The 22541-nt window shown below is 60.6% G+C and carries 21 protein-coding genes and 1 tRNA gene; 10 read left to right on the forward strand and 12 right to left on the reverse strand.

Annotation, left to right across the window (positions count from 1 at the left end):
* Positions 1–71: 71 nt before the first annotated feature.
* Positions 72–1541, forward strand: a complete 1470-nt coding sequence (locus AGR1_RS26790) for a mannitol dehydrogenase family protein (protein ID WP_149149001.1) — start codon at positions 72–74, stop codon at positions 1539–1541.
* A 51-nt stretch (positions 1542–1592) separates the two neighbouring features.
* Here the strand turns inward: AGR1_RS26790 and AGR1_RS26795 are convergent, their stop codons facing one another.
* The 8 genes from AGR1_RS26795 to AGR1_RS26835 form a co-directional block, all read right to left on the reverse strand.
* On the reverse strand, positions 1593–2438 hold the full coding sequence (locus AGR1_RS26795; protein WP_077984824.1) for an ATP-binding cassette domain-containing protein: 846 nt from the start codon (positions 2436–2438) through the stop codon (positions 1593–1595).
* A complete protein-coding gene (locus tag AGR1_RS26800) occupies positions 2435–3274 on the reverse strand; it encodes an ABC transporter ATP-binding protein (protein WP_077984823.1) in 840 nt (279 codons plus the stop codon). The genes AGR1_RS26795 and AGR1_RS26800 overlap by 4 nt, the downstream gene beginning before the upstream one ends.
* A gap of 3 nt (positions 3275–3277) precedes the next feature.
* A complete protein-coding gene (locus tag AGR1_RS26805) occupies positions 3278–4192 on the reverse strand; it encodes an ABC transporter permease subunit (RefSeq protein WP_080794364.1) in 915 nt (304 codons plus the stop codon).
* On the reverse strand, positions 4189–5196 hold the full coding sequence (locus tag AGR1_RS26810) for an ABC transporter permease subunit (RefSeq protein WP_077984821.1): 1008 nt from the start codon (positions 5194–5196) through the stop codon (positions 4189–4191). Before AGR1_RS26810 ends, AGR1_RS26805 begins: the two co-directional genes overlap by 4 nt.
* Before the next feature lie 61 nt (positions 5197–5257).
* Positions 5258–6862: an ABC transporter substrate-binding protein gene (locus tag AGR1_RS26815; RefSeq protein ID WP_077984820.1), complete on the reverse strand. Its 1605-nt coding sequence runs from the start codon at positions 6860–6862 to the stop codon at positions 5258–5260.
* A 119-nt stretch (positions 6863–6981) separates the two neighbouring features.
* Positions 6982–8169 (reverse strand): Xaa-Pro peptidase family protein, encoded by a 1188-nt coding sequence (locus tag AGR1_RS26820; RefSeq protein ID WP_149149002.1) that lies wholly within the window; start codon positions 8167–8169, stop codon positions 6982–6984.
* Between the two features lie 552 nt (positions 8170–8721).
* Positions 8722–9471, reverse strand: coding sequence for an SDR family oxidoreductase (locus AGR1_RS26830; RefSeq protein ID WP_149149003.1), 750 nt, complete (start codon positions 9469–9471; stop codon positions 8722–8724).
* Entirely contained in the window at positions 9468–10082 is a 615-nt protein-coding gene (locus tag AGR1_RS26835; RefSeq protein WP_162927565.1) for a nucleoside 2-deoxyribosyltransferase, read from the reverse strand. Before AGR1_RS26835 ends, AGR1_RS26830 begins: the two co-directional genes overlap by 4 nt.
* A 177-nt stretch (positions 10083–10259) precedes the next feature.
* On the opposite strand from AGR1_RS26835, the gene AGR1_RS26840 reads away from it, so the two are divergent.
* From AGR1_RS26840 to AGR1_RS26855, 4 genes are all read left to right on the forward strand, one after another.
* Positions 10260–10886: a ribonuclease D gene (locus AGR1_RS26840; RefSeq protein ID WP_077984817.1), complete on the forward strand. Its 627-nt coding sequence runs from the start codon at positions 10260–10262 to the stop codon at positions 10884–10886.
* 82 nt (positions 10887–10968) lie between these two features.
* On the forward strand, positions 10969–12195 hold the full coding sequence (locus AGR1_RS26845; protein ID WP_149149004.1) for a hypothetical protein: 1227 nt from the start codon (positions 10969–10971) through the stop codon (positions 12193–12195).
* 49 nt (positions 12196–12244) lie between these two features.
* Positions 12245–12562, forward strand: a complete 318-nt coding sequence (locus tag AGR1_RS26850) for a hypothetical protein (protein WP_149149005.1) — start codon at positions 12245–12247, stop codon at positions 12560–12562.
* 252 nt (positions 12563–12814) lie between these two features.
* Positions 12815–14356, forward strand: coding sequence for a hypothetical protein (locus AGR1_RS26855; RefSeq protein WP_149149006.1), 1542 nt, complete (start codon positions 12815–12817; stop codon positions 14354–14356).
* A 96-nt stretch (positions 14357–14452) separates the two neighbouring features.
* Here AGR1_RS26855 and rpsA read toward each other — a convergent pair whose 3' ends face one another.
* Both rpsA and cmk read right to left on the reverse strand, forming a co-directional pair.
* A complete protein-coding gene (gene rpsA / locus AGR1_RS26860; RefSeq protein ID WP_004437832.1) occupies positions 14453–16153 on the reverse strand; it encodes a 30S ribosomal protein S1 in 1701 nt (566 codons plus the stop codon).
* 171 nt (positions 16154–16324) lie between these two features.
* Complete coding sequence (gene cmk / locus AGR1_RS26865; RefSeq protein ID WP_187772309.1) at positions 16325–16984, reverse strand: (d)CMP kinase; 660 nt, start codon at positions 16982–16984, stop codon at positions 16325–16327.
* Positions 16985–17183: 199 nt separating this feature from the next.
* Between cmk and AGR1_RS26870 the strand changes: the two genes are divergently transcribed.
* On the forward strand, positions 17184–17570 hold the full coding sequence (locus tag AGR1_RS26870) for a TIGR02300 family protein (RefSeq protein ID WP_063947181.1): 387 nt from the start codon (positions 17184–17186) through the stop codon (positions 17568–17570).
* A 152-nt stretch (positions 17571–17722) separates the two neighbouring features.
* A tRNA-Ala gene (locus tag AGR1_RS26875) sits at positions 17723–17798 on the forward strand.
* 75 nt (positions 17799–17873) lie between these two features.
* Here the strand turns inward: AGR1_RS26875 and AGR1_RS26880 are convergent.
* Both AGR1_RS26880 and AGR1_RS26885 read right to left on the reverse strand, forming a co-directional pair.
* Positions 17874–18374: a thermonuclease family protein gene (locus AGR1_RS26880; protein ID WP_149149008.1), complete on the reverse strand. Its 501-nt coding sequence runs from the start codon at positions 18372–18374 to the stop codon at positions 17874–17876.
* Between the two features lie 73 nt (positions 18375–18447).
* Entirely contained in the window at positions 18448–18822 is a 375-nt protein-coding gene (locus tag AGR1_RS26885; protein WP_080794378.1) for a PAS domain-containing protein, read from the reverse strand.
* A gap of 206 nt (positions 18823–19028) precedes the next feature.
* Here AGR1_RS26885 and AGR1_RS26890 point away from each other — a divergent pair, with 206 nt between their 5' ends.
* The 3 genes from AGR1_RS26890 (at position 19029) to AGR1_RS26900 (ending at position 22540) form a co-directional block, all read left to right on the forward strand.
* On the forward strand, positions 19029–19931 hold the full coding sequence (locus AGR1_RS26890; protein WP_080796474.1) for a hypothetical protein: 903 nt from the start codon (positions 19029–19031) through the stop codon (positions 19929–19931).
* Between the two features lie 69 nt (positions 19932–20000).
* Complete coding sequence (gene nadA / locus AGR1_RS26895; RefSeq protein ID WP_187772310.1) at positions 20001–20972, forward strand: quinolinate synthase NadA; 972 nt, start codon at positions 20001–20003, stop codon at positions 20970–20972.
* Positions 20969–22540: an L-aspartate oxidase gene (locus tag AGR1_RS26900; RefSeq protein ID WP_149149010.1), complete on the forward strand. Its 1572-nt coding sequence runs from the start codon at positions 20969–20971 to the stop codon at positions 22538–22540. Before nadA ends, AGR1_RS26900 begins: the two co-directional genes overlap by 4 nt.
* The last annotated feature ends 1 nt before the right edge of the window (position 22541 follow it).

Genomic DNA, 22541 nt, shown 5'->3' on the forward strand with positions numbered 1-22541 from the left:
CACAAGCCGGACGCCGCAATGAGAGCGGCGCAAGCCACAACCGCCCCGTTCCGCATGGGGATTTCGCATCGATGAAAGACCGGCTTTCCCCTGCAACCTTGCCCCGCCTGCCGCAATCCGTCACGACACCCGCCTATGACCGTCAAAGCGTCACGCCCGGCATCGTCCACCTGGGCGTCGGGGCCTTTCATCGGGCGCATCAGGCGGTTTTCATCGACGATTGCCTTAATCGCGGCGAAACCCGATGGGGCATCGTCGCCGCGTCGCTGCGCAGTCCTGATACGCGCGACGCCATCGAGCCGCAGGATAATCTCTACACCTTTTGCCTGCGAGACGGTGAGAACGAGCGCCTGCGCGTGATCGGTTCTATTCTCGAAACCATCGTCGCGCCGGAAGAGCCTGAACGGCTGATGGAGCGGATGGCCGATCCGCGCGTCCTCATCGTCACCCTGACCGTGACGGAAAAAGGTTACCTGACCAATCTCGCCTCCCGCAGCCTGCTGCGCGATCATCCCGATATCGTCCATGATCTCGAAAACCCGGAGCGGCCGCGCTCCATCTTCGGCTTCATCCTTGCGGCCACACGGCGCAGGCGTAAAGAGGGTTCCCGGCCCCTGACGCTCCTTTCCTGCGACAACCTGCCCGCCAACGGCCATGTGCTGCAAAAGCTTCTGCTGGAATTTGCGGAATTGGCCGATCCGGAACTGGCATCCTTCATTAAAACCAATATTGCCTGCCCCTGCTCGATGGTGGACCGGATCGTTCCCGCCACCACGGATGCGGACCGCGAGGCGATTTCGACCGCACTCGGCCTCAGCGACGCCTGGCCGGTGGTGGCTGAACCCTATTTCCGTTTCGTCATTGAAGACCGTTTTCCGCATGGAAGGCCGGCGCTCGAGAAATCGGGCGTGGAATTTGTCGGCAATGTCGAGCCATACGAGCATATGAAGCTCAGAATGCTGAACGGCTCCCACAGCGCCATCGCCGCCATCGGCCAGATCGCCGGCCTTGCGACGGTGGCGGATGCATGGGGTGAAAAGCCCGTGCGCGATTTCATCGACGCCTATTGGCGCGAGATCGAACGGACGCTCGACCCCGCCGTCGACGGGGCGGAATTCGCAGCCGGTCTGCGGGAGCGTTTCGCCAACCCTTCATTGCAGCACAAGACCATGCAGATCGCCTCCGATGCGTCGCAAAAAGTGCCGCTGCGCATTCTTGGCCCCTTGCGTGAACTGCTTGCGGAGAAGGCTGAAAGCCGGACGGTCATTTTCGCCGTCGCGCTCTGGATCAGGTCCTGCGCGGACAAGAATGAAAAGGGGCAACCGATCACCATTCTCGATCCCGCTTTCAAGGAGTGGGATGCGCCGGATCAGCTGGCAATGACGCCGGCTGCGGTCGTCGACCGATTTTTGACTTTCGAGCGCACATTTGGCAGCGACCTGCCCGGGAACGAAACCTTCGTCCTAGCGCTGAAAGCCGCCTATCGCGACATTCGGGAACACGGCGCGCTTGCAGCAATCGAGCGTTTCCTGAAGCCGTGAAAAAAGAACAGGCCGGAAATCCAGCCTGTTCCTAAACTCGCTCGACAGCCTTCAGGCTGTCGCTGCCAGCCGTGCCGCCTTGCGGCGTTCCACGCGGGCGCGGATGGCATCGACATCCGTGATCGGTGTCGCGGCGAAAAGCTGGCGGGTATAGGGATGCTTCGGATCGGCGAAGAGTTCCTCGCGCGTGCCCTGCTCCACCGCCACACCCTTCGAAATGACCATCACATCGTCGGCGATGTAACGCACCACCGAAAGATCGTGGCTGACGAAAACATAGGTCAGCTCGAATTCTTCCTGAAGGTCGGCGAGAAGGTTCAGCACCTGCGCCTGCACCGAAAGATCGAGCGCGGAGACCGGCTCGTCCAGCACCAGCAGCGCCGGGTTCAGCATCAGTGCGCGCGCAATGGCGATGCGCTGGCGCTGGCCGCCGGAGAACATGTGCGGATAACGGTTGAAATGCTCAGGACCGAGACCGACCTTCACCAGCATGGCTTCGGCCCGCTCGCGTCGCTCGGAAGCCGGTATCTTGGTATTGATGACCAGCGGTTCCATCAGGACGTCGCCCACCTTCTGGCGCGGATTGAGGCTGCCATAGGGGTTCTGGAACACCATCTGCACCTTGGAGCGCATCTCCGTATCGGGACGGCGTCTGGCGATATCGACCGGCTTGCCTTCGATCTTCAGTTCGCCGCCGGATGCCGGATCGATCAGCGCGATGATCCGCGCCAGCGTCGATTTACCGGAGCCGGATTCACCGACGATGGCGAGCGTCTTGCCGCGCTCGACGGTAAAGTCGATGCCCTTCAGGGCCTGCACCGTCTTGGCGCCGCCGAACATGCCACCGGGAACGTGATAGTCGCGGGTAATGCCCTTGCCTTCAACAACGATACTCATTGAACGCCCTCCTTGCCAAAGAAATCGGAAACCGTGGGCAAACGGTCGCCGGTGGCATTTTCCGGCAGGGCCGAAAGCAGTGCCTTGGTATAGGGGTGCTGCGGGGCTTCGAACAGGCTCAAGACATCCGCCTCCTCCATCTTGCGGCCCTTATATTGCACGACGACGCGGTCTGCGGTTTCCGCCACAACGCCCATGTCATGGGTGATGAGGATCAGCGCCATGCCGTATTCTTCCTGCAGGTTCATCAGCAGATCGAGGATCTGCTTCTGGATCGTCACATCAAGGGCGGTGGTCGGCTCGTCGGCGATCAGCAGGCGCGGCTTGGAGGCGATCGCAATCGCGATCATCACGCGCTGGCACTGGCCGCCGGACATCTGGTGCGGATAGGCCTTGAGCTTGGTTTCCGGCTCGGGAATGCCGACAGCCCGGAACAGTTCAAGGGCGCGGGCGCGCGCGGCAGCGCCGCTCATGCCGAGATTGAGGCGCAGAACCTCCTCAATCTGGAAACCGACCGTGAAGGACGGGTTGAGCGAGGCGATGGGCTCCTGGAAGATCATGGTGATCTCGCGACCGATCAGCCTGCGGCGCTCCTGCGGCGACATGGCCAACAGGTTCTTGCCGTCGAAGGTCATCTCATCGGCGGTAATCGTCGCCGTGTCGGGCAGAAGCCCCATGACGGCGAGCATCGAGACCGACTTACCGGAACCGGACTCGCCGACAATGGCCAGCACTTCATGCTTGTCGACGGAGACGTCGATGCCGTCGACGGCCGTGAAGGCGCCGGTGGCGGTGGCGAATTTGACGGTGAGGTTCTTGATTTTCAGCAGGCTCATCGCTCAGCTCCGCTTCAGTTTGGGATCGAGCGCATCGCGCAGGCCGTCACCCATGAGGTTGATGGCGAGCACCGAGATCAGGATCGTCAGGCCCGGAAGGGTCACGACCCACCAGGCGCGCAGGATGAACTCGCGCGCTTCCGCCAGCATCGTGCCCCATTCGGAGGCGGGCGGCTGCGCGCCCATGCCGAGGAAGCCGAGAGCAGCGGCATCGAGAACCGCAGACGAGAAGGAAAGCGTCGCCTGAACGATCAGCGGTGCAAGGCAGTTCGGCAGGATGGTCTTGAACATCAGCCGGAAATTGCCGGCGCCGGCCACGCGGGCGGCTGTGACATATTCACGTCTCAACTCAGTCATGACGGCCGCACGCGTCAGACGCGCAAAATGGGGCTGGTAGACGATGGCGATCGCAATCATGGCATTGGTGAGACCCGGGCCAAGGACCGCAACCAGCACCAGCGCCAGAAGCAGCGACGGAAACGCCAGAATGACGTCCATCACGCGCATAATGACGGTGTCCACCCAGCCGCCGAAGAAACCGGCGACAAGACCGATGACGATGCCGCCGACAAGGGCGATGGAGACGACGACGATGCCGATGAACAGCGAATATTGCGCACCATAGATCAGGCGGGACAGCATGTCGCGGCCCACCGCATCGGTGCCGAAGAAGAAGGCGGCACGGCCGCCTTCCTGCCAGACCGGCGGAACGAGCAGCGCATCGCGATATTGTTGTGTCGGATCATGCGGGGCCAGGATGGGCGCGAAGATCGCCACCAGCACGAGCAGGATGAAGACGGCAAGCCCGATGACGGCACCGCGGTTCTGGCGGAAATAGAACCAGAAATCGGCAAGCATCCGGCGGCGGATGGCGGCGTCCGAAAGGCGGACGCCGGGAGTGGTGGTCACATCGGTCATTTGTGACGGATCCTCGGATTGATGAGGCCATAGGTCAGATCGACGAGCAGGTTGACGATCATCACCAGACCCGCGATCAGAAGCAGGCCGCTCTGCACGACAGGATAGTCGCGGCGCGAGATGGAATCGATCATCCACTTGCCGATGCCCGGCCAGGAAAAGATGGTTTCGGTCAGGATGGCGCCCGCCATCAGCACGCCGATCTGCAGGCCGATGGTGGTGATGACCGGGATCATGGCGTTGCGCAGCGCATGAATGCCGACGACACGGGCCGGAGACATGCCCTTGGCGCGGGCGGTGCGCACGTAATCCTCACCCATGACTTCCAGCATGGCCGAGCGCGTCTGGCGCGCAATCACCGCCAGCGGAATGGTGGCGAGCACGACGGAGGGCAGGATAAGATGCGAAAAAGCCGAGACGAAGGCGCCCTTCTGGCCCGAAATCAGACTGTCGATCAGCATGAAACCGGTGACGGAGGGGAAGAAATACATCAGCGAAATGCGGCCCGACACCGGCGTCCATTGAAGGATGCCGGAGAACATGATGATCAGCAGCAGTCCCCACCAGAAGATGGGCATGGAGAAGCCGACAAGCGCGGTCGTCATGGAAATCTGATCGAACCAGGAACCGCGACGGATGGCGGCGATGACGCCGACCGGCACGCCGATCAAGGTTGCGATGATGATGGCGACGAGACCAAGCTCGACCGTCGCGGGGAAAAGCGACAGGAACTCGGTGAGAACCGGCTTCTTGGTAACCAGCGAATTGCCGAGATCGCCCTGAAGCAACCGTCCGAGGAAATGAAGATATTGTTGCCAGATAGGCTGGCTGAAACCGAGTTGTTCGGCAAGCTGCGCATGCCGTTCGGGTGAAATGCCGCGTTCGCCCGCCATCAGCAGCACGGGATCTCCCGGCAGGACGCGCACGAAGGAGAAGGCGACAAAGGTGATCCCGAGAAATGTCGGGACGAGATAGAGAAGTTTGCCGAGAATGAACCGGATCATGGCTTTTTCCTGAAAAGACGCGCGGAAGAACAGGGTCCTTCCGCGCGTCCGTTGTTTGGGATTATTCCGCGATGTCGACGTTTTCGAAGGTGAAGTCGCCAAGCGGGCTCATGGTGAAGCCGGAGACCTTGGCGGACATGGGAACGAACTGCGTGGAATGCGCAAGCGTCGCCCACGGAGCCTGTTCCTTGAAGATCACCTGCGCCTGTTCGTAAAGCTTGGTGCGCTCGGCAACGTCAGTCGCCTGCTTCGCCTTGGAAATCAGGTCAGAGAACTCCTTGTTGCACCACTGCGCACGGTTCGTGCCGCCTTCGCCTGCCGAAGCGCAGGAGAGCAGAACGCCCATGAAGTTGTCCGGGTCACCGTTGTCACCGGTCCAGCCGAGGATGACGGCGCCGTCGCGGTTCACTTCGGTCGACTTCTTGAGGTATTCACCCCATTCATACGAAACGATCTCAGCCTTGACGCCAACCTTGGCGAAATCCGCCTGGATGAGTTCGGCGGTGCGGCGCGCGTTCGGCATGTAGGGACGCTGAACCGGCATTGCCCAGATCTTCATCGACAGATCCTTGACGCCGGCGGCTTCGAGAGCTTTTTTGGCTGCTTCCGGATCGTACGCATCGTCCTTGATGCTGTCGTTATAGGACCACATCGTCGGCGGGATCGGGTTCTTGGCAACCTGACCAGCGCCCTGGAACACGGCGTCGATGATCGCCTGCTTGTTCATCGCCATGTTCAGCGCCTTGCGGACTTCCGGCTTGTCGAAAGGCGCAACGGTGGTGTTATAGGCGAAATAGGCGACGTTCAGACCCGGCTGTTCATCGAGCTTGAGGTTGGAATCGGCGCGGATGGCGGCAAGATCGGCCGGAGCCGGGTACGGCATCAGGTGGCATTCGCCGGCCTTCAGCTTCTGCAGACGAACGGCGGCGTCCGGCGTGATCGCGAAGATCAGATCGTCGATCTTCGGTGCTTCACCCCAGTAGTCGGCGTTCTTCTGGTAGCGGATGACCGCGTCCTTCTGATAGGCGACGAACTTGAACGGGCCGGTGCCGATCGGCAGGTTGTTGAAGTCTTCCTTGGTGCCGGCCTTTTCCAGCGTATCGGCATATTCCTTCGACACGATGGAGGCGAAAGGCATGGCGATATTGGCGAGGAACGGCGCTTCCGGACGCGTCAGCACGAACTTGACGGTGTAATCGTCGACCTTGACGATGTCCTTGATCAGCGACGGCATTTCCATGGAGTTGAAATATTCGTAGGTGATGCCTGCGATATACTGGTTCCAAGGGTTCTTCGCATCGCGCTGGCGGTCGTAGCTGAAGATCACGTCATCGGCGTTGAATTCGCGGCTCGGCGTGAACTTGTCGTTGGAGTGCCACTTCACGCCCTTGCGCAGGTGGAAGGTATATTCCAGACCGTCGCTCGAAACTTCCCATTTTTCGGCAAGGCCGGGCTCAACTTCGGTCGTGCCCTTCTTGAACTCGGTCAGGCGATTGTAGACCGGATGCGCGGAAGCGTCGAAGGTGCCGCCGGCGGTGTAGGGCGACGGATCGAAGCCTTCCGGCGATGCCTCGGAGCAATAAACGAAGGTCTTCGCCATGGCGGGCATGGCGGAAGTGATCGCAATCGCAGAGGCGATAAGCAAACTGCGGGTCAGCGTTTTCATCTGGTGGTCCTTTCCCTCTTTTTCTGAGTTCCTGCGGCCCCGTTTGGGGCCCTACCTCTTCTGGTCAGCAGCGACGCGGGAGCCCCATGTCGCCGTTCGGTCCTTTGCCTCCCGACCAATTACCCGGCGACCGGCTGAAACAACCGGTCGAGGTTCTTCTCCGGTGGGCAGAACCAGCGCGGTCCCGCCTCCGTCATGTAGGCTATATCTTCGAGACGGACGCCGCATTCGCCATAGACGCACAGCATCGGCTCGATGGAGAAACACATGCCCGGCTCAAGCGCCGTGGCGTTTCCTGCAACGATATAGGGTTCTTCGTGAATATCCAGCCCAAGCCCGTGGCCGGTGCGGTGCGGCAGGCCGGGAAGCTGATAATCCGGGCCGAAACCGGCCGCTTTCAGGCTGTCGCGCGCGGCCTTGTCCACATCCGAGCAAGCCGCGCCGACTTGGGCTGCGGCAAATGCCGCCGCCTGCGCGTCGCGCTCGGCGTTCCAGAGAAAACGCTGCCGTTCCGTCGGTTTGCCGAAGACATAGGTGCGCGTGATATCGGAACGATAGCCGTGAAGAATGCCGCCGAGATCGACCAGCACCATATCGTCTTCGCTGAGCGTCTGCGCATGGGGCACGCCATGCGGATAGGCCGTCGCCTCGCCGAACTGGACGGCCACGAAAAGCGGCTTCAGGCCAAGGGCAATATGCGCCGTGTTGACGAAATCGGCGACTTCCGTGGTGGAAACGCCGGGACGCAGCCCTTCGAACACGGCCTTCTGCACGCGGTAGCTCGCGTCCATCGCCGTCTGGATGATGGCGATCTCGGCTGCGGATTTGACCTGCCGCTGGGCGACGATCATCGGCTGGGCGGAAATGATGCGGCCTTCCAGACGCTGCATGAGGGCCGATGCGAAGACAAAGGGCGTGGCGGGATCGATGGCTACAAGATGACCGGGACAGGTCAAGGCGCCGATACGTCTTGCCATCAGGTCGAAGGGGCTTTCATCCTCTTCCCAGACGGCAACCTCACCCGGAATGCGGATGAGCGTCTGAAGCTTCGGCTCCTCGAAGGTCGGGCTGACATAGACCGGCGCACCTTCCGCCGGCACCAGGGCGCCGTGAATGCGCTCGGAAAGACCAAGCGACAGGCCGGTATAATAGGTCAGCGACGATGATGCATCGAGCCAGACCGCTTTGATATTTTGCTGGATCATTCGCGCCTGCAGGCCGCGTAGCCGCAACCTGAGCTCGTCTTCAGCGATCGATGAAACCGCGATCGGCTGAAACCGCTTCAGCGTCTCTTGAAAGTCTGCCATTCTCTCCCCGCCGCTTTCGGGCCGCAGACACACGCGTGCCGGCAACCTCCCAAGCGTTCTTTTGCTCATGCTTAAACACAGGGCGGGGGCTAAGCAATGGCCCCGCCGGGCGTGCCACGACAAAACTGTGCAAATTTATCTAGACATAACGGAAACGTGATCGACGCAGGCCTGATTTCAATACTCGTTGCCTTGACGCAGAAATTCAAAATCCCCCCGGAAATCCAAGGGCCGATCACGGGCCGCTCTCGGCACAGAGCCGGCGCGCAGGAGGTCGTCAGCCAAAAACACTCAAGAAAAAACGCCCCAAAAAGGAAAAAGCCTGCCGCGGGAGGAGGTGCGGCAGGCTTCAAACTTGATCGGCGATTGGGAGGAGGAGTACCACCGATCCACATCGAGTGACGCTGGGAGGAGGAGTGCGTCGCTTCGATGATTTGAATATAGCGGTATCCGTGATTTTTAACAGAGCAAGTCTCGCAATGCAGCATTGCATTTCTGCATAGCTCGAAAATTCCTGCCCGGTTTTTCAGCATCCCACAAAAACCTGGGAAATCAGCTTTCCCGATAGACCTGGAAACCGGCGAAGGACTGGTTGACCGGCATGAGTTCGAGGCTGTTGATGTTGATGTGCTTGGGCTGCGAGGCGACCCAGTGGATGGTGTTGGCAATATCGTCCGCCGTGATCGGATTGACGCCCTTGTAGAGATTGTCTGAGGCTTCCTGATTGCCGCCGGTGCGCACCAGCGTAAATTCCGTTTCGCACATGCCGGGCTCGATGGACGTCACCCGCACGCCCTTGCCATGCAGGTCGGAACGCAGGCCAAGCGAAAACTGCCGCAGGAACGCTTTGGTGCCGCCATACACATTGCCGCCCGTATAGGGGTAATGTGCCGCCACGGACGAGAGGTTGACGACAATACCCTTGCGCTCGATCAGCGTCGGCAAGAGATGATGGGTGATGTTGAGGAGACCGGTGATGTTGGTGTCCACCATGGTCTGCCAGTCTTTCAAGGGCACCTGCGGTGCGGGCGCGGTGCCGAGTGCGAGACCGGCGTTGTTGACGAGAACGTCGATATCCCTGAAGCCCTCCGGCAACCCGGACAGCGCCTTTCCAGTCGCCTCCTCGTCGGTGATATCGAAGGCGAGGCCATTAAAGGCGGAGCCAAGTTCAGCGGAAAGCGCCCCCAGCCGCTCCGCCCGCCGACCCGTGCCGATGACCTTCCAGCCCTCCTTGACGAAGCGCCGCGCCGTGGCCTGTCCGAAGCCGGATGTCGCGCCGGTGATGAGGATAGTTCCGCTCATGATGATGCCTCCACTCTATTCGTTTTTTCAGGGTCAATCGGTGTCAGTAACTTTTCGGCCGCGGCCGCGAGACAGCGCCTGTAGGCCTCGAGATCCGTATACAAGGCCTCTTCGGGAGCATCGCCAATGATGATGACGCCGCCGCGCCGCAAAATTCCGCCATGCAGCATGAGGTTGTCGACCATGTCGAAATTCTCGATCGACAGCCCGTCCGGCCCGCGATAACGGCCCGTTTCATCCAGGGTAGCGACGCCGCCATAATGCGCCTTGATGCGGGTGAAGTGATTGGCCGCAACATTGGTATAGGCGAAAACCGGCTTGCCCAGCGCGCACATGAAACCAAGCTCATAGCTGGTTCCCGTATCGGCCGCGATGCCGCGGAACGGCGTCAGATTGGCAATCACCGCATCCGCTTCCAGCATCATCCGCTCATCGATGGCATTGATGTTGCAGCCATGGCCGATCCTGGTGTCCGCCGGCGGAATTTGCAGATCGCCCGGCGAAAGCGGCGTGAAACCGGCTTCCCGCGCCAGAGAGGCCTTGAGATCGAGCATTTCGCGCGCGTTCGGCAGGAAGACTTCCGGTCCGGCGAGATAGATTTTCTTTGTCATCAGGAATTCATGCGATTTGTCAGGAAAGAATGTCTCGACCCTAACCCGGGGACTTTCGCAAAGGCAAGTACCAAGGGCGGTGGATCGCGATGCACTCGGCGAGCCGATAAAACGGTATCGTCCCGCCGCTCTTTCCGTTATAGCCGGAGCAGGAAACTGGAATTTCTGGAGCAGGACATGGCAGCACCCATCCGTTACCACGAAGGCGATATTTCCGCCGAAGATGCCGCGCGTTACAACGGCGCCATCGCAATCGATACGGAAACGCTGGGACTGGTGCCGCGCCGCGACCGCCTCTGCGTCGTTCAGCTTTCGCCGGGCGACGGCACCGCGGACGTCATTCGCATCGCCGCCGGCCAGAGGCAAGCCCCTAACCTGGTGCGGATGCTTGCCGACCCCGCCCGCCAGAAGATCTTTCACTATGGCCGTTTCGATATCGCCGTTTTGTTCCACACCTTCGGCGTGACGACCACGCCGGTCTTCTGCACCAAGATCGCCTCGCGGCTGACCCGCACCTATACCGACCGGCACGGGCTGAAGGATAATCTCAAGGAAATGCTGGAAGTCGATATTTCCAAGGCCCAGCAATCTTCCGACTGGGCTGCCGAGACCCTGTCGCCGGCGCAGCTCGAATATGCAGCCTCCGACGTGCTGCACCTGCACGCGCTGCGCGACAAGCTGACGGGGCGTCTCGTGCGTGACGGCCGCCTCGACCATGCCGACGCCTGTTTTGCCTTTCTGCCGACCCGCGCGAAGCTCGATCTCCTCGGCTGGGAAGAAACCGATATTTTCGCCCATAGCTGAGCCTTCTGCCGCTTCGTTTAAGCACTGATTTACCAGAATTGCCTATTCTCGGCCGCAACTTTGGGCGGCCGGGGATTTCCAGATGATTACTCCGTTACAGCGGACGGCGGGCATTGCAGTCAGCGACCTGATGCGCTCGATGGTCGAAACCATCGAGGAACGCCAGCGCGAAGAGCAGGAAAAGGCCAACGGCACCAAAAAGGACGATGCGGTCAAGACAAACCCGCGCACGGACGAAAGCCAGCGCGCCGCCAACGAGAAGATAAGCGCCTATCTCTTCGGCGCCATGAAACTCGATCCTGACGCTTTCTTGTCCCTCATCTCCCGGTTTGCTTCCGCGCTTGGCGTCACGCAGGAAGCAAACGAATCGAGCTTTGCCTTCGCAAACCGGCTCCAGGACGCGCTGACGCTGACCCAGTTCGAAAAATCCGACGCACTGGGAAATGCCAGGAAAATTTCCCTGATATCCTTTGGCGTTTCGGAAGCGCAGGTCGTGGATGTGCTGAACAACGGCGCCAACGCCAAGACCGCCCCCATGGCCGCCCTTGCCGCCCGCATTGCGAAGGGCGCAGGCCTGACCGGCGCCGAGGAGGATTTCGGCGAGCAGATGTCGAACGCCATCATGGCGGCGCGCGCGACCCTGCCGAAAAAAGTCGATGATCTGGAAGAATCGACCGGGATCAAACAACTCGGCGTCTCCGCTCGGCAGATGATCGCCGCCATCGCCAACCCCTATGGCGATGAGGCGCGCGCCGTTAAGGACGCCCTGAACCACCAGACGCAGAGCGCCAGTTTCATGACGCGTGAAACTCTGAAGGTCATCCAGCGCCTGGAAGATGTCGCCGATCCCAAAACCAAGGAAGAGTTGCAGGCCGAACGTGGTGAAGAACGCATCGGCGAAATCAACGATGCCGAGGTGAAGGCCGAAAGGGAACAGGATATTCAGGCGCGCGATGCGCAGGGCAAGCTTGACGACGTGAAGGAGCTCCAGGACGTCGTCAAGGAGCATATCGATGCTTCCGGCGACGAAAAAACGGCAGACGACGACCCGCAGGCGCCGACCGACACGTCATCGGAAACGACACTGATCTCCGTACTTGCAGCTGCGCCCGCTGAGCAGGCCGCCCCGGCGGAAACCGAAAATGTGCCCGCGGAGACAGACACCGGCCGCAATCCGGCCGAGACGGAAACGGACGGCCAAAAACTGCTCGATGCGCAGGCGCTTGTCGAAGACGCCCGCAAAACCATTTTGCCGATCTCGATCGACGACAATGGCCTTTATGAACTGCTGAAGAAGAAGGCGGCATGATTGCCGCTCCCGATCATTCCCTTGAACAAAACATGATGTGAGTTCAGACATGACCGATATTTCCGGCCTGGCCGGCAGCGCCGCTTTCGACATTGAATCCAATGCGGAACCCAATGCGGCGCAGGCGCTGCTCTCCATGGCCGCCCCGCCGATCGTTCCGGATGACACAGGCTTCACACCCGCTGAGGAAGCCAGCCGCATCGACCCCGCGAACGCTCAACCCGAAAGAAGACTTCCCAAGGCAAGCTGGCTCGACGCCATGCCGCCGGAAGCTTTTGAGACGGCGCCCAGCGATCCCGACCATATTTCCTCGGTCAATTCCGACGATAACGGCCTTTACCGCATGTTCATCGGCGTTTCTCCCTGACGGACGCCAATTCGTTGGTTAGCCAAATCTTAATATCTGCAAGCCAAGATTGAGCTTGATGATTCTGTATGCGCGGCAACCGGCATTGCGGCCAGAGGCGTATACGGCGCTCCCGCATGAGCGGGCGAGATGACACCTGTCCATCACCGGCGCGGCGATTTTTCAACATTCAAGCCAGATGCGGATCACAGAGCCAATGGGGATTGGCCCTTTCGCAGCCAGCGGCGGTCACCGATAGAAACGGAGCGCAGCATGTTACCGCCTGTACCGAAAATTGCGGCAACCGATGCCGCCTATGGAACCACGGTTTCACTGACACCGCGCGAGCAGGTGAAACAGACTACGCCGCCGCAACCGAACACTCCCGCCCCTGAAAACAGCAGCCTTTTTGCCCGCGCAGCAATTGCCTCCCTTACCAGCGAGTTTCAGCTCTCGCGCAGCACCGCGATTCTCGCGGAAGCGCTCGGCAAGCTGATGAACCTGCCCCGGCAGGATGGCGAGGCCATAGAGACTTATGTGACGCGGCTGACGGAGGCGCTCCGCACCCTGCCGGCGTCACAACGCCTGGCGTTGGAACAGCAGGTCGGCAAGGCCCTGCAGGGTCTGACCCTTTCGATGCTCGCCGAAATCCTGAAACAGCCGACCGGACCGGATGCCGCCCGCCTCGCGCTACTGGTCGAGCTTTCCCGTTACAGGGGAATGGATCTTGCGGCGAAGGCGGTGATTTCCTCCTATCAGCAGAACAATTCCTCCAATCCCGCCCCCACGCAATCGGCCCAGCCGAAACAGCAGAACGCGCAGAGCCAGAATGCGGAAGCTCGCCCGTCTCCGGCCGCCACAGCACAGGCGGCAAATTCCGCCACCGTCAGTCGCCTCCTGCCGCTGCTCATCGGGCCGCTCGCCCTCAGCGGCACAGCAATGAAAGCAACGGTGCCCGCGCTAACGGCGCAACTGGACCCCCGGCCCACGCCTTCCACCCCGCCTGCCGATACACTTGAGATGCCGACCAATGCCGCAAAGCCGGATGGAAGAGCCGAATACCCGGCACGTCCGCTTCCGCCACAAATCGGCAGCGTGACGAAGGAAGTATCGGCCGAGGTCCGCCCGGCAAATCAGCCCCGCGCCGAAACGGGCGAGGCCCGCCCCGCCCTTCCGCATCGGGAGATGATGAAGACGGAGCAGAAAGAATCCCGCACGGGATTTACCCCGCCATCCGGTCCGCTCGCGGACGACGCCGAGACCATGAACACCCTGCTGCTTGCCGCCACAGCCGGCAAGCTTCCCACCAAGGCAGCCGGCACACAGCAGCCTCTGCCCGCACCCCAGGATGTTGCGCAGCAACCCTCCAACGATCAGCCCGCAGAAAAACCAGCCCTCGCAACAGCCGCCGCCCGCCCCTCGGGTGAGGAAACGGAGACGGCGGCGCCTCGCCCCGAGGCCCAGCCCCCGTCTCGGGTCATGCCGGACGCGGAAGTGCGGATGGCGATGCTGGAGCAATCGGTTTCGCAATCGTTGATCGCCGCGGCTCTGGCAAAGGACGGCATACCATTGCCGCTCGTCGCCTATCCTCCGGCGGATGAGGACTATGAATCGGAAACACCGCCACGCGGAGGCGGCCCGTTTTCTGAGGATGAGGCAAACGACGACACCGAAGCTGATCACTCCGATGATCAGGATGAAAAAGAAGAACGCGTCGCCGCCAATGACGGGATCGATACGCAGGAAAGCGCGGCAGCGTCGGCTTCCGATGACAGCGCGGAAAATTATTATCTCAAGATGAGCGGCATGCTCTGACAAGCGGACCATGGCCCGCCCACCGGCGCGACCTGAAAGCAACAAAAAACCCGCCGGAAAATTCCGGCGGGTTCTTCATTTCAAAGATCGGAGCGATTATTCGCCGCGGTTCTTCAGAGCCGCGCCGAGGATGTCGCCGAGCGAAGCGCCCGAGTCGGAAGAACCGAACTGTGCGACGGCTTCCTTCTCTTCAGCGATTTCCAGAGCCTTGATCGAAAGCATGACCTTGCGGTCCTTCTTCGAGAAGTTGACGACGCGGGCGTCGACAACCTGGCCAACGGAGAAGCGCTCAGGGCGCTGCTCGTCACGGTCACGGGAGAGGTCAGCGCGACGGATGAACGAGGTGAGGTCTTCGTGGTTGACGAGCTTCACTTCGATGCCGCCATCGTTGACCGCGGTGACTTCAGCGGAAACGACTGCGTTCTTGCGCAGGTCGCCGGAAGATGCGGCTTCGCCGACAGCATCCTTGCCGAGCTGCTTGATGCCGAGCGAGATGCGTTCCTTCTCAACGTCAACGTCGAGAACGACAGCCTTAACGACGTCACCCTTGTTGTACTCTTCGATGACCTGCTCGCCCGGACGGTTCCAGTCGAGGTCCGACAGGTGAACCATGCCGTCGACATCGCCTTCGAGGCCAATGAACAGGCCGAATTCGGTCTTGTTCTTGACTTCGCCTTCGACTTCCGTGCCAGCCGGATGGCTGTAAGCGAATGCCTGCCACGGGTTTTCAAGCGTCTGCTTGAGACCGAGCGAGATACGGCGCTTGGACGGATCGACTTCGAGAACGACAACGTCAACTTCCTGGCTCGTGGACAGGATCTTGCCGGGATGTACGTTCTTCTTGGTCCAGGACATTTCGGAAATGTGGATCAGGCCTTCGATGCCCGGCTCCAGCTCAACGAATGCACCGTAGTCGGTGATGTTCGTGACCGTACCAGAGATCTTCTTGCCAACCGGGTACTTGGCGGAGATGCCATCCCACGGATCGGACTCGAGCTGCTTCATGCCGAGCGAGATACGGTGGGTTTCCTGGTTGATGCGGATGATCTGAACCTTGACCTGCTGGCCAATGTTGAGAATTTCCGAAGGATGGTTGACGCGGCGCCATGCCATGTCGGTGACGTGCAGCAGACCGTCGATGCCGCCGAGGTCAACGAACGCACCGTAATCGGTGATGTTCTTGACGACGCCGTCAACAACCTGGCCTTCTTCGAGGTTCTGAACGATTTCAGAACGCTGCTCGGCGCGCGACTCTTCGAGAACCGTACGACGCGAGACAACGATGTTGCCGCGACGCTTGTCCATCTTGAGGATTTCGAAGGGCTGCGGGTTGTGCATCAGCGGGGTAACGTCGCGGATCGGACGGATGTCGACCTGCGAACGCGGAAGGAAGGCAACAGCGCCGTCCAGATCGACGGTGAAACCACCCTTGACCTGGTTGAAGATAACGCCTTCGACGCGCTCGCCAGCTTCGAACTTGGCTTCGAGCTTGACCCAGCTTTCTTCGCGGCGAGCCTTCTCGCGCGACAGAACGGCTTCGCCGAGAGCGTTTTCGATGCGCTCGACGTAAACTTCGACTTCGTCGCCGACCTTCAGCGTGCCGTCCTTGGACTTCGCGCCGAATTCCTTCAACGGTACGCGGCCTTCAACCTTGAGGCCGACGTCGACGATGGCAACGTCCTTCTCGATTGCCGTTACGATACCCTTGGCAACATAGCCTTCGGCAAGATCGTTGGAGGCAAAGGATTCTTCGAGAAGCGCTGCGAAATCTTCGCGCGTGGGGGTAGATACTGACATGAAATCTCCTGATTGCATCCGCGCAATGGCGAATACAAAAGCGCCGGTGGGCTAGTGTTGTTGATACCCGACCCCATGCCCGCCTTCTTCAAAAGGCTTTCCGGCGCAAGGACATGTCTTCGGGCAATTCCGGACTAAACGCGGGCGGCGGCAAGCCGTTCCGCGAAAAACCTATCTCTTCAGGGCGGCGTCGATAATCGTGCGCGCGGCCTGAAACGCCGCCTCTATACTCATTTCCGACGTATCTAGCAAGTGCGCGTCTTCAGCCGGCTTCAACGGGCTGTCGGCGCGGCCCATGTCCCGCTCGTCGCGTTTTTTCACCTCGGCGAAAATGGCATCGTAATCGCCGCTGCCGCCATTGGCCAGAATCTCGTCGTAACGGCGTCGCGCCCGCACATCCGCAGAGGCCGTCACGTAAAGCTTCACCGGCGCCTCAGGGCACACCACCGTGCCGATGTCGCGGCCATCCAGAACCGTGCCCGGTTCCTTCAAGGCAAAACGCTGCTGCGCCTTGACGAGCGCCCGCCTCACCGGCGTCATCACCGCGATTTTGGACGCCGCCTCGCCGATATCGTGCCGGGAAAGGACGGCGCGGTCCAACCCCGCAAGATCGAGTTCCAGCGCGATTTTCTCAGCCACGGCCTCATCATCGAGCGGCAGGCCCGCATCCAAAAGCGCCTTGGCGGTCGCCCTGTAGGTCAGTCCGGTATCGAGATGGTGGAAACCATAGGTTTCCGCGATCCTGCGCGACAGGGTTCCTTTGCCCGCCGCAGCCGGCCCGTCTATGGCGATCGTGAAGGTCATGAAGCTTTCCGCCTGTGCATTCGTCATTCATATAATAGAGTGCGCAACGCCTTCCTATTTATATCAGCATCCCCGCATAGGGGTTGCGCCGAGGCGGGCGGCACCCGAAGTTTGTCTTTGACACGAAAGAGCGCAACGATTAAGGGGACCGGCTATAAATTTTACCGTCTATGCCGGTTTTACGGCGTACACACCGAAACTCATTCGACAATTTGAGGCTTAGACAGTGGCAAAAGCGGAACTTGGTACCAAGCGCACAGACCCCGATACCGGCAAGAAGTTCTACGATCTGAACCGTGACCCGGTCGTTTCTCCCTACACCGGCAAGTCCTGGCCGCTCTCCTTCTTCGAGGAAAGCACCGCCCAGGCCAAGATGGAGCAGGCTGAAGAAGAGGAAGTGGCGGAAGTCGATACCGAAAACACGGAAGTCGAACTCGTCTCGCTGGAAGATGCCGATGGCGACAACAGCGGCGACGACATCCCTGATCTGGGTGACGACGACGACGTCGAAATCGACGACGACGACGACACCTTCCTCGAAACCGACGACGAAGATGACGACGACGATATGTCTGGGATCATCGGCGTACCCGGCGACGACGAAGAAGCTTGATTTTACTCGATAATTCGGCCCGACGACAAAAAAATGACGCCGGGCCGTTTTTTATGCTTGCACTCGCCGGAAAGCCGCAGTAGTAAGCCGCCACCGAACGGAACAACAACCGCTTCGGTTCCCGGAACCGGAAGAAATGCCGGAACCCTTATGGGGCTATAGCTCAGCTGGGAGAGCGCTTGCATGGCATGCAAGAGGTCAGCGGTTCGATCCCGCTTAGCTCCACCAAACCTTCCCAGATAAAAAATACACTTTCTTCGTCAGTCGCTTTCACGCATCGCGTAAGCCGTTCGACCCGATCGCCTATTGCAGCAGCGCCCGCACATCCTGCCCGTTGATCCGGCACTCCACGGAACCGCCGGCACTACCCTCCTCAATCACCCGACATTCGAGATATCTGCCACGCAGCCGGTTCTCCAGCGCCTTGAAGGCGTTGAGGCCGCAGGCGTAACGGCGGCCGTCGGCGCGGGTGCAGACGCGGTTGCGCTCAACATCCTCCACGCCGGCGAGACGGAATTCCTTACCCTTGAAAGTGAAACGGCTGCTGGATATGACGCGCAGACGCTGGTCCGCATGCATTTTCAGCGGATAAAGATCGGGAGGCGTCGGAATGCGCTCGTAATTTTGGCTACGCGGATCGACCCGCACCGGCGAGGTCGTCCAAAGCAGTTCCGTATTGGCCGCAAGGCCTGCTGGCGCCGACGTCGCCTCACCATTGATAAGCGAGGCGATGCGGATGCCGGCTATGCCGAGGCCAATGGCCAAGACGATCTGAAACAGCAAAATTGCGATCTGCCGGACCATATCACCGCAACATCAAAACGATGAACGAATTAAAATCGATCGGCCTCCGCCTCGCGAGGAGGTCCGCCGCTTATCACATCAATAAAATCTTGCTTGCACTGACATCCCGCACCGTGCCCATGGCCATGATCGGAATCCGGTCGCCGTCCAGGATCACTCTTCCCGTTGTCCGCAGCCAGCGGAAACCGCCGGATTTAAGCACAATGCGGTATTCCTGATCATAAAACACGCCATTTGTCAGCGAATTATAAACCGCCTTGGCGACACGCTCCCGCGAGCCGCTTTCGATCTGCGCGATGAAATCTTCGACCGGGATACCGCAGGCGGCATCTTCCGGCGAAAATTCGCGCAGACGGGCGGCCACGGCATCCAGGTAAACCAGATTTTGCCCGACATTCCAGGTGTAGTAACCCACAAGTGTCTCTTCGAGAGATATGTTTTTCAGCATCGGCCTTCTACAGTCTGAAATGCTCGTGCGGGTCTGTACCATATCAGACGACGGACGACTAACTACAAGAATTCATCTTTTTGTCTGATGGCGTCCCGTTTTCGGTAAGGCTACTTATCGACAGCCCTTTTCGGCCGTCATGTTGGCGAAGCAACCTTCTTGTGCCAAAGAAGATTGATCTTGCGCCAACGACCAGAGGAGCCGCCGTGACCATCGGCCTTGCCCATGCCGAACTCATCGCCGTCGTCACCGCCATCACCACGGATGAGCCGCGGGTCATGACCGTTCGGGAAGGTGCAGCACTTCCGTCGGGACCGTTCGAATTCGGGCACAGAACCCTCCAGAGCGGACTGCGGGAATGGATCCACGAACAGACCCATCACCCCGTGGGCTACCTCGAGCAGCTCTATACTTTCGCCGATCGCGACCGCAATAACGACATTTTAGGCGGCAGAACCATCTCCATCGGCTATCTCGGGCTGGTTCGCGAACAGGAAGCCACCGACGGCAAACGCGCCCTCTGGCACGGCTGGTACGAATATTTTCCTTGGGAAGACCATCGGCGGGGCCGTCCTGATGTTCTCGACAACATCATCGACAGGCTGCGCGCCTGGGCGGATTCCGATCCCGCCGCGAAAAACCAGCGCCATTTGCGGGCCGACTTTACCTTCGGTCTCGATGGCGGCGGCTGGAACGAAGAACTGACCCTGCAACGTTATGAGCTGCTTTATGAGGCCGGGCTGGTCGAGGAGGCGCAGGGCGAACCGAGGAACAATTTCGGCAAGCCGATGTTTGCCGATCACCGCCGCATCCTCGCCACCGGCATCGCGCGTCTTCGGGCCAAGATCAAATACCGGCCGGTGGTGTTCGAACTGATGGCCGACGCCTTCACGCTCCTGCAGCTACAGCGCGCCATCGAGGCGCTGGCCGGGCTGACGCTGCACAAGCAGAACTTCCGCCGGCTGATCGAACAGCAGCAGCTGGTGGAAGAGACCGGCGAGATAGCGACCGAAACCGGCGGCCGCCCGGCAAAGCTCTTCCGCTTCCGCCAGACCGTTCTCGATGAACGCGCCCTTTCCGGAACGAAACTGCCGCTCTCCCGCAATTGACATATGCTCACAATGAGAATATGTCTTTGCTCTAGATATACTCAATACGAGTATAAATGGGAGACCACCGTGAACGAGCAGATTTCCGCCGCCAGCCTCTATGATCGCGTCGCCCGCGTCATTCCCAAGGCCGAATGGATGGGCTTTCAGGACGATGTGGAGGCGATCCTGGCGCTAAAGCGCCAGCGCAACGCCGTCATCCTCGCCCATAATTACCAGACACCGGAAATCTTCCACGGCGTCGCCGATATCGTCGGGGACAGCCTCGCCCTTGCCCGCAAGGCAATGGAGGTGGAAGCGGATGTCATCGTTCTGGCCGGCGTGCATTTCATGGCCGAGACGGCAAAACTGCTCAACCCGGAAAAAACAGTGCTCATTCCCGACATGGCGGCCGGCTGTTCGCTGGCCGATTCCATCACGCCCGAGGACATCGCGCTTTTGCGCAAGGCTTATCCGGGCGTTCCGGTCGTGACCTATGTGAACACCTCCGCCGCGGTGAAAGCGGCATCCGACATCTGCTGCACCTCAGGCAACGCCCGTCAGGTGGTGGAATCGCTCGGCGTACCGCGCGTGCTGATGTTGCCGGATGAATATCTGGCGAAGAACGTGGCCAAGGAAACCAATGTCGAGCTGATCGCCTGGCGCGGCCATTGCGAGGTGCATGAACTGTTCACCGCCGATGATATTCGCGAATTGCGCGAAAACTATCCGGGCGTAACCGTGCTCGCGCATCCGGAATGTCCGCCCGATGTCGTCGAGGCTGCGGATTTTTCCGGCTCCACCGCCGTCATGTCGGATTATGTCGGCCGCGAGCGCCCCGCCCGCGTGGTTCTTTTAACGGAATGCTCGATGAGCGACAATGTCGCCGTGCATCACACCGATGTCGAATTCATCCGCCCCTGCAATCTGTGCCCGCATATGAAGCGCATCACGCTTGGCAATATCCGCGCGGCACTTGAAGAAAACCGCCACGAAGTGACGGTCGATCCGGCCATCGCTGTCGCCGCCCGCCGCGCCGTGGAAAGGATGCTGGAAGTATGAGCGAACGCCTCCCGTCGCATACGGGCTGGACGGTCATCGTCGGCAGCGGCATTGCGGGCCTGATGGCGGCGCTGACGCTTGCGCCGCAGCCCGTGCTGCTTCTGACACGCGGCGCGCTCGGCGGCGAGACCTCCAGCGCCTGGGCGCAGGGCGGCATCGCGGCAAGTCTCGGCCCTGATGACCGCGCGGCCCTGCATCTTGCCGATACGCTCGCTGCGGGCGATGGCCTTTGCGATGAAGATCTGGCCGTTGAGATTATATCCGCGGCCCCCGCCGTCATCGATGCACTGGAGGGGGCGGGTGTGAGGTTCGACCGCGACGCCTCAGGCAACTATGTCTTCGGGCTGGAAGCCGCCCATAGCCGGCGGCGCATTCTCCATGCAGAAGGCGACGGGTCGGGTGCGACGATCGTCAGGGCGCTTGCAGCCGCCGTTCTTCGCACGCCGTCCATCACCATGCTGGAAGGTACGGAAGTGCGCCGCCTGCTGACGGAGGACGGCGTCATCGCCGGTCTCGCCTGCATAGGGCCAAAAGGCTGCTTCACTTTGCCGGCCACACAGGTCGTTCTCGCCACCGGGGGCCTCGGCGGGCTTTATGAGGCGACGACCAATCCCTCCGGCAATTTCGGGCAAGGCATCATGCTCGCCGCCCGCGCCGGCGCCATACTCGCCGACATGGAATTCGTGCAATTCCACCCAACCGCGCTTTCCTCGCCCCGACGGCCGCTGGCGCTGGTGAGCGAGGCGGTGCGGGGCGAAGGCGCGGTGCTTCTCAACGAAAACGGCGAACGCTTCATGGCGGGAGTTCCGGGGGCGGAACTTGCCTCGCGCGATATTGTCGCCCGCGCCATCGACCGCGAAATATTGCGTGGCGGCAAGGTCTTTCTCGATGCCCGCAAGGCGCTCGGCACGGGCTTTTCCACTCGCTTCCCCTCCATCGACCTGCTCTGCCGCGAAGCCGGGATAGACCCCGCCCGTGAGCTCGTTCCGGTGCGCCCGGCGGTGCATTACCATATGGGCGGCGTCGCCACCGATAGCAAAGGCCGAAGCTCGGTGCCTGGTCTTTGGGTTGCCGGCGAAACCGCCTGCACGGGGCTGCATGGCGCAAACAGGCTTGCCAGCAATTCCCTACTGGAAGCGGCGGCCATGGGCATGCGCGCGGCAGAAGATATTGCCGGTCGGCAGGCATATGCGGGAAAACAGGCAGCGGATATCGCGGCACTCCCCGCACCTGGCGTCCCGGCAGTCGACCTCTCTTCCGTCCGGCCCATCGTTTCCCGCCATCTCGGCATCGTAAGACAGGCGGAAGAGCTGACGGGCGCAATCCATGACCTCCTGCCATTGGCAGAGCGGAACGGCCCGGCATCCGATCCCGCCCTTGTCGCACTGGCCGTCGCCGTCTTTGCGGCGCTGCGCACGGAATCGCGCGGCGCGCATTTCCGCGACGATTTCCCTGAAAAACATGCGACGGCCACAAGGCGCAGGCTGAGCCTCAGCGACGTCCTCACCATCGCCCACGAATTTTCCTCTTCCAGCCATTCTTCAGCCAGCCTTGCGCGGAGCGCCTGAC

Origin of the sequence: Agrobacterium sp. B1(2019), assembly GCF_008274755.1 — a bacterium.
GTDB classification, from domain to species: domain Bacteria; phylum Pseudomonadota; class Alphaproteobacteria; order Rhizobiales; family Rhizobiaceae; genus Agrobacterium; species Agrobacterium salinitolerans.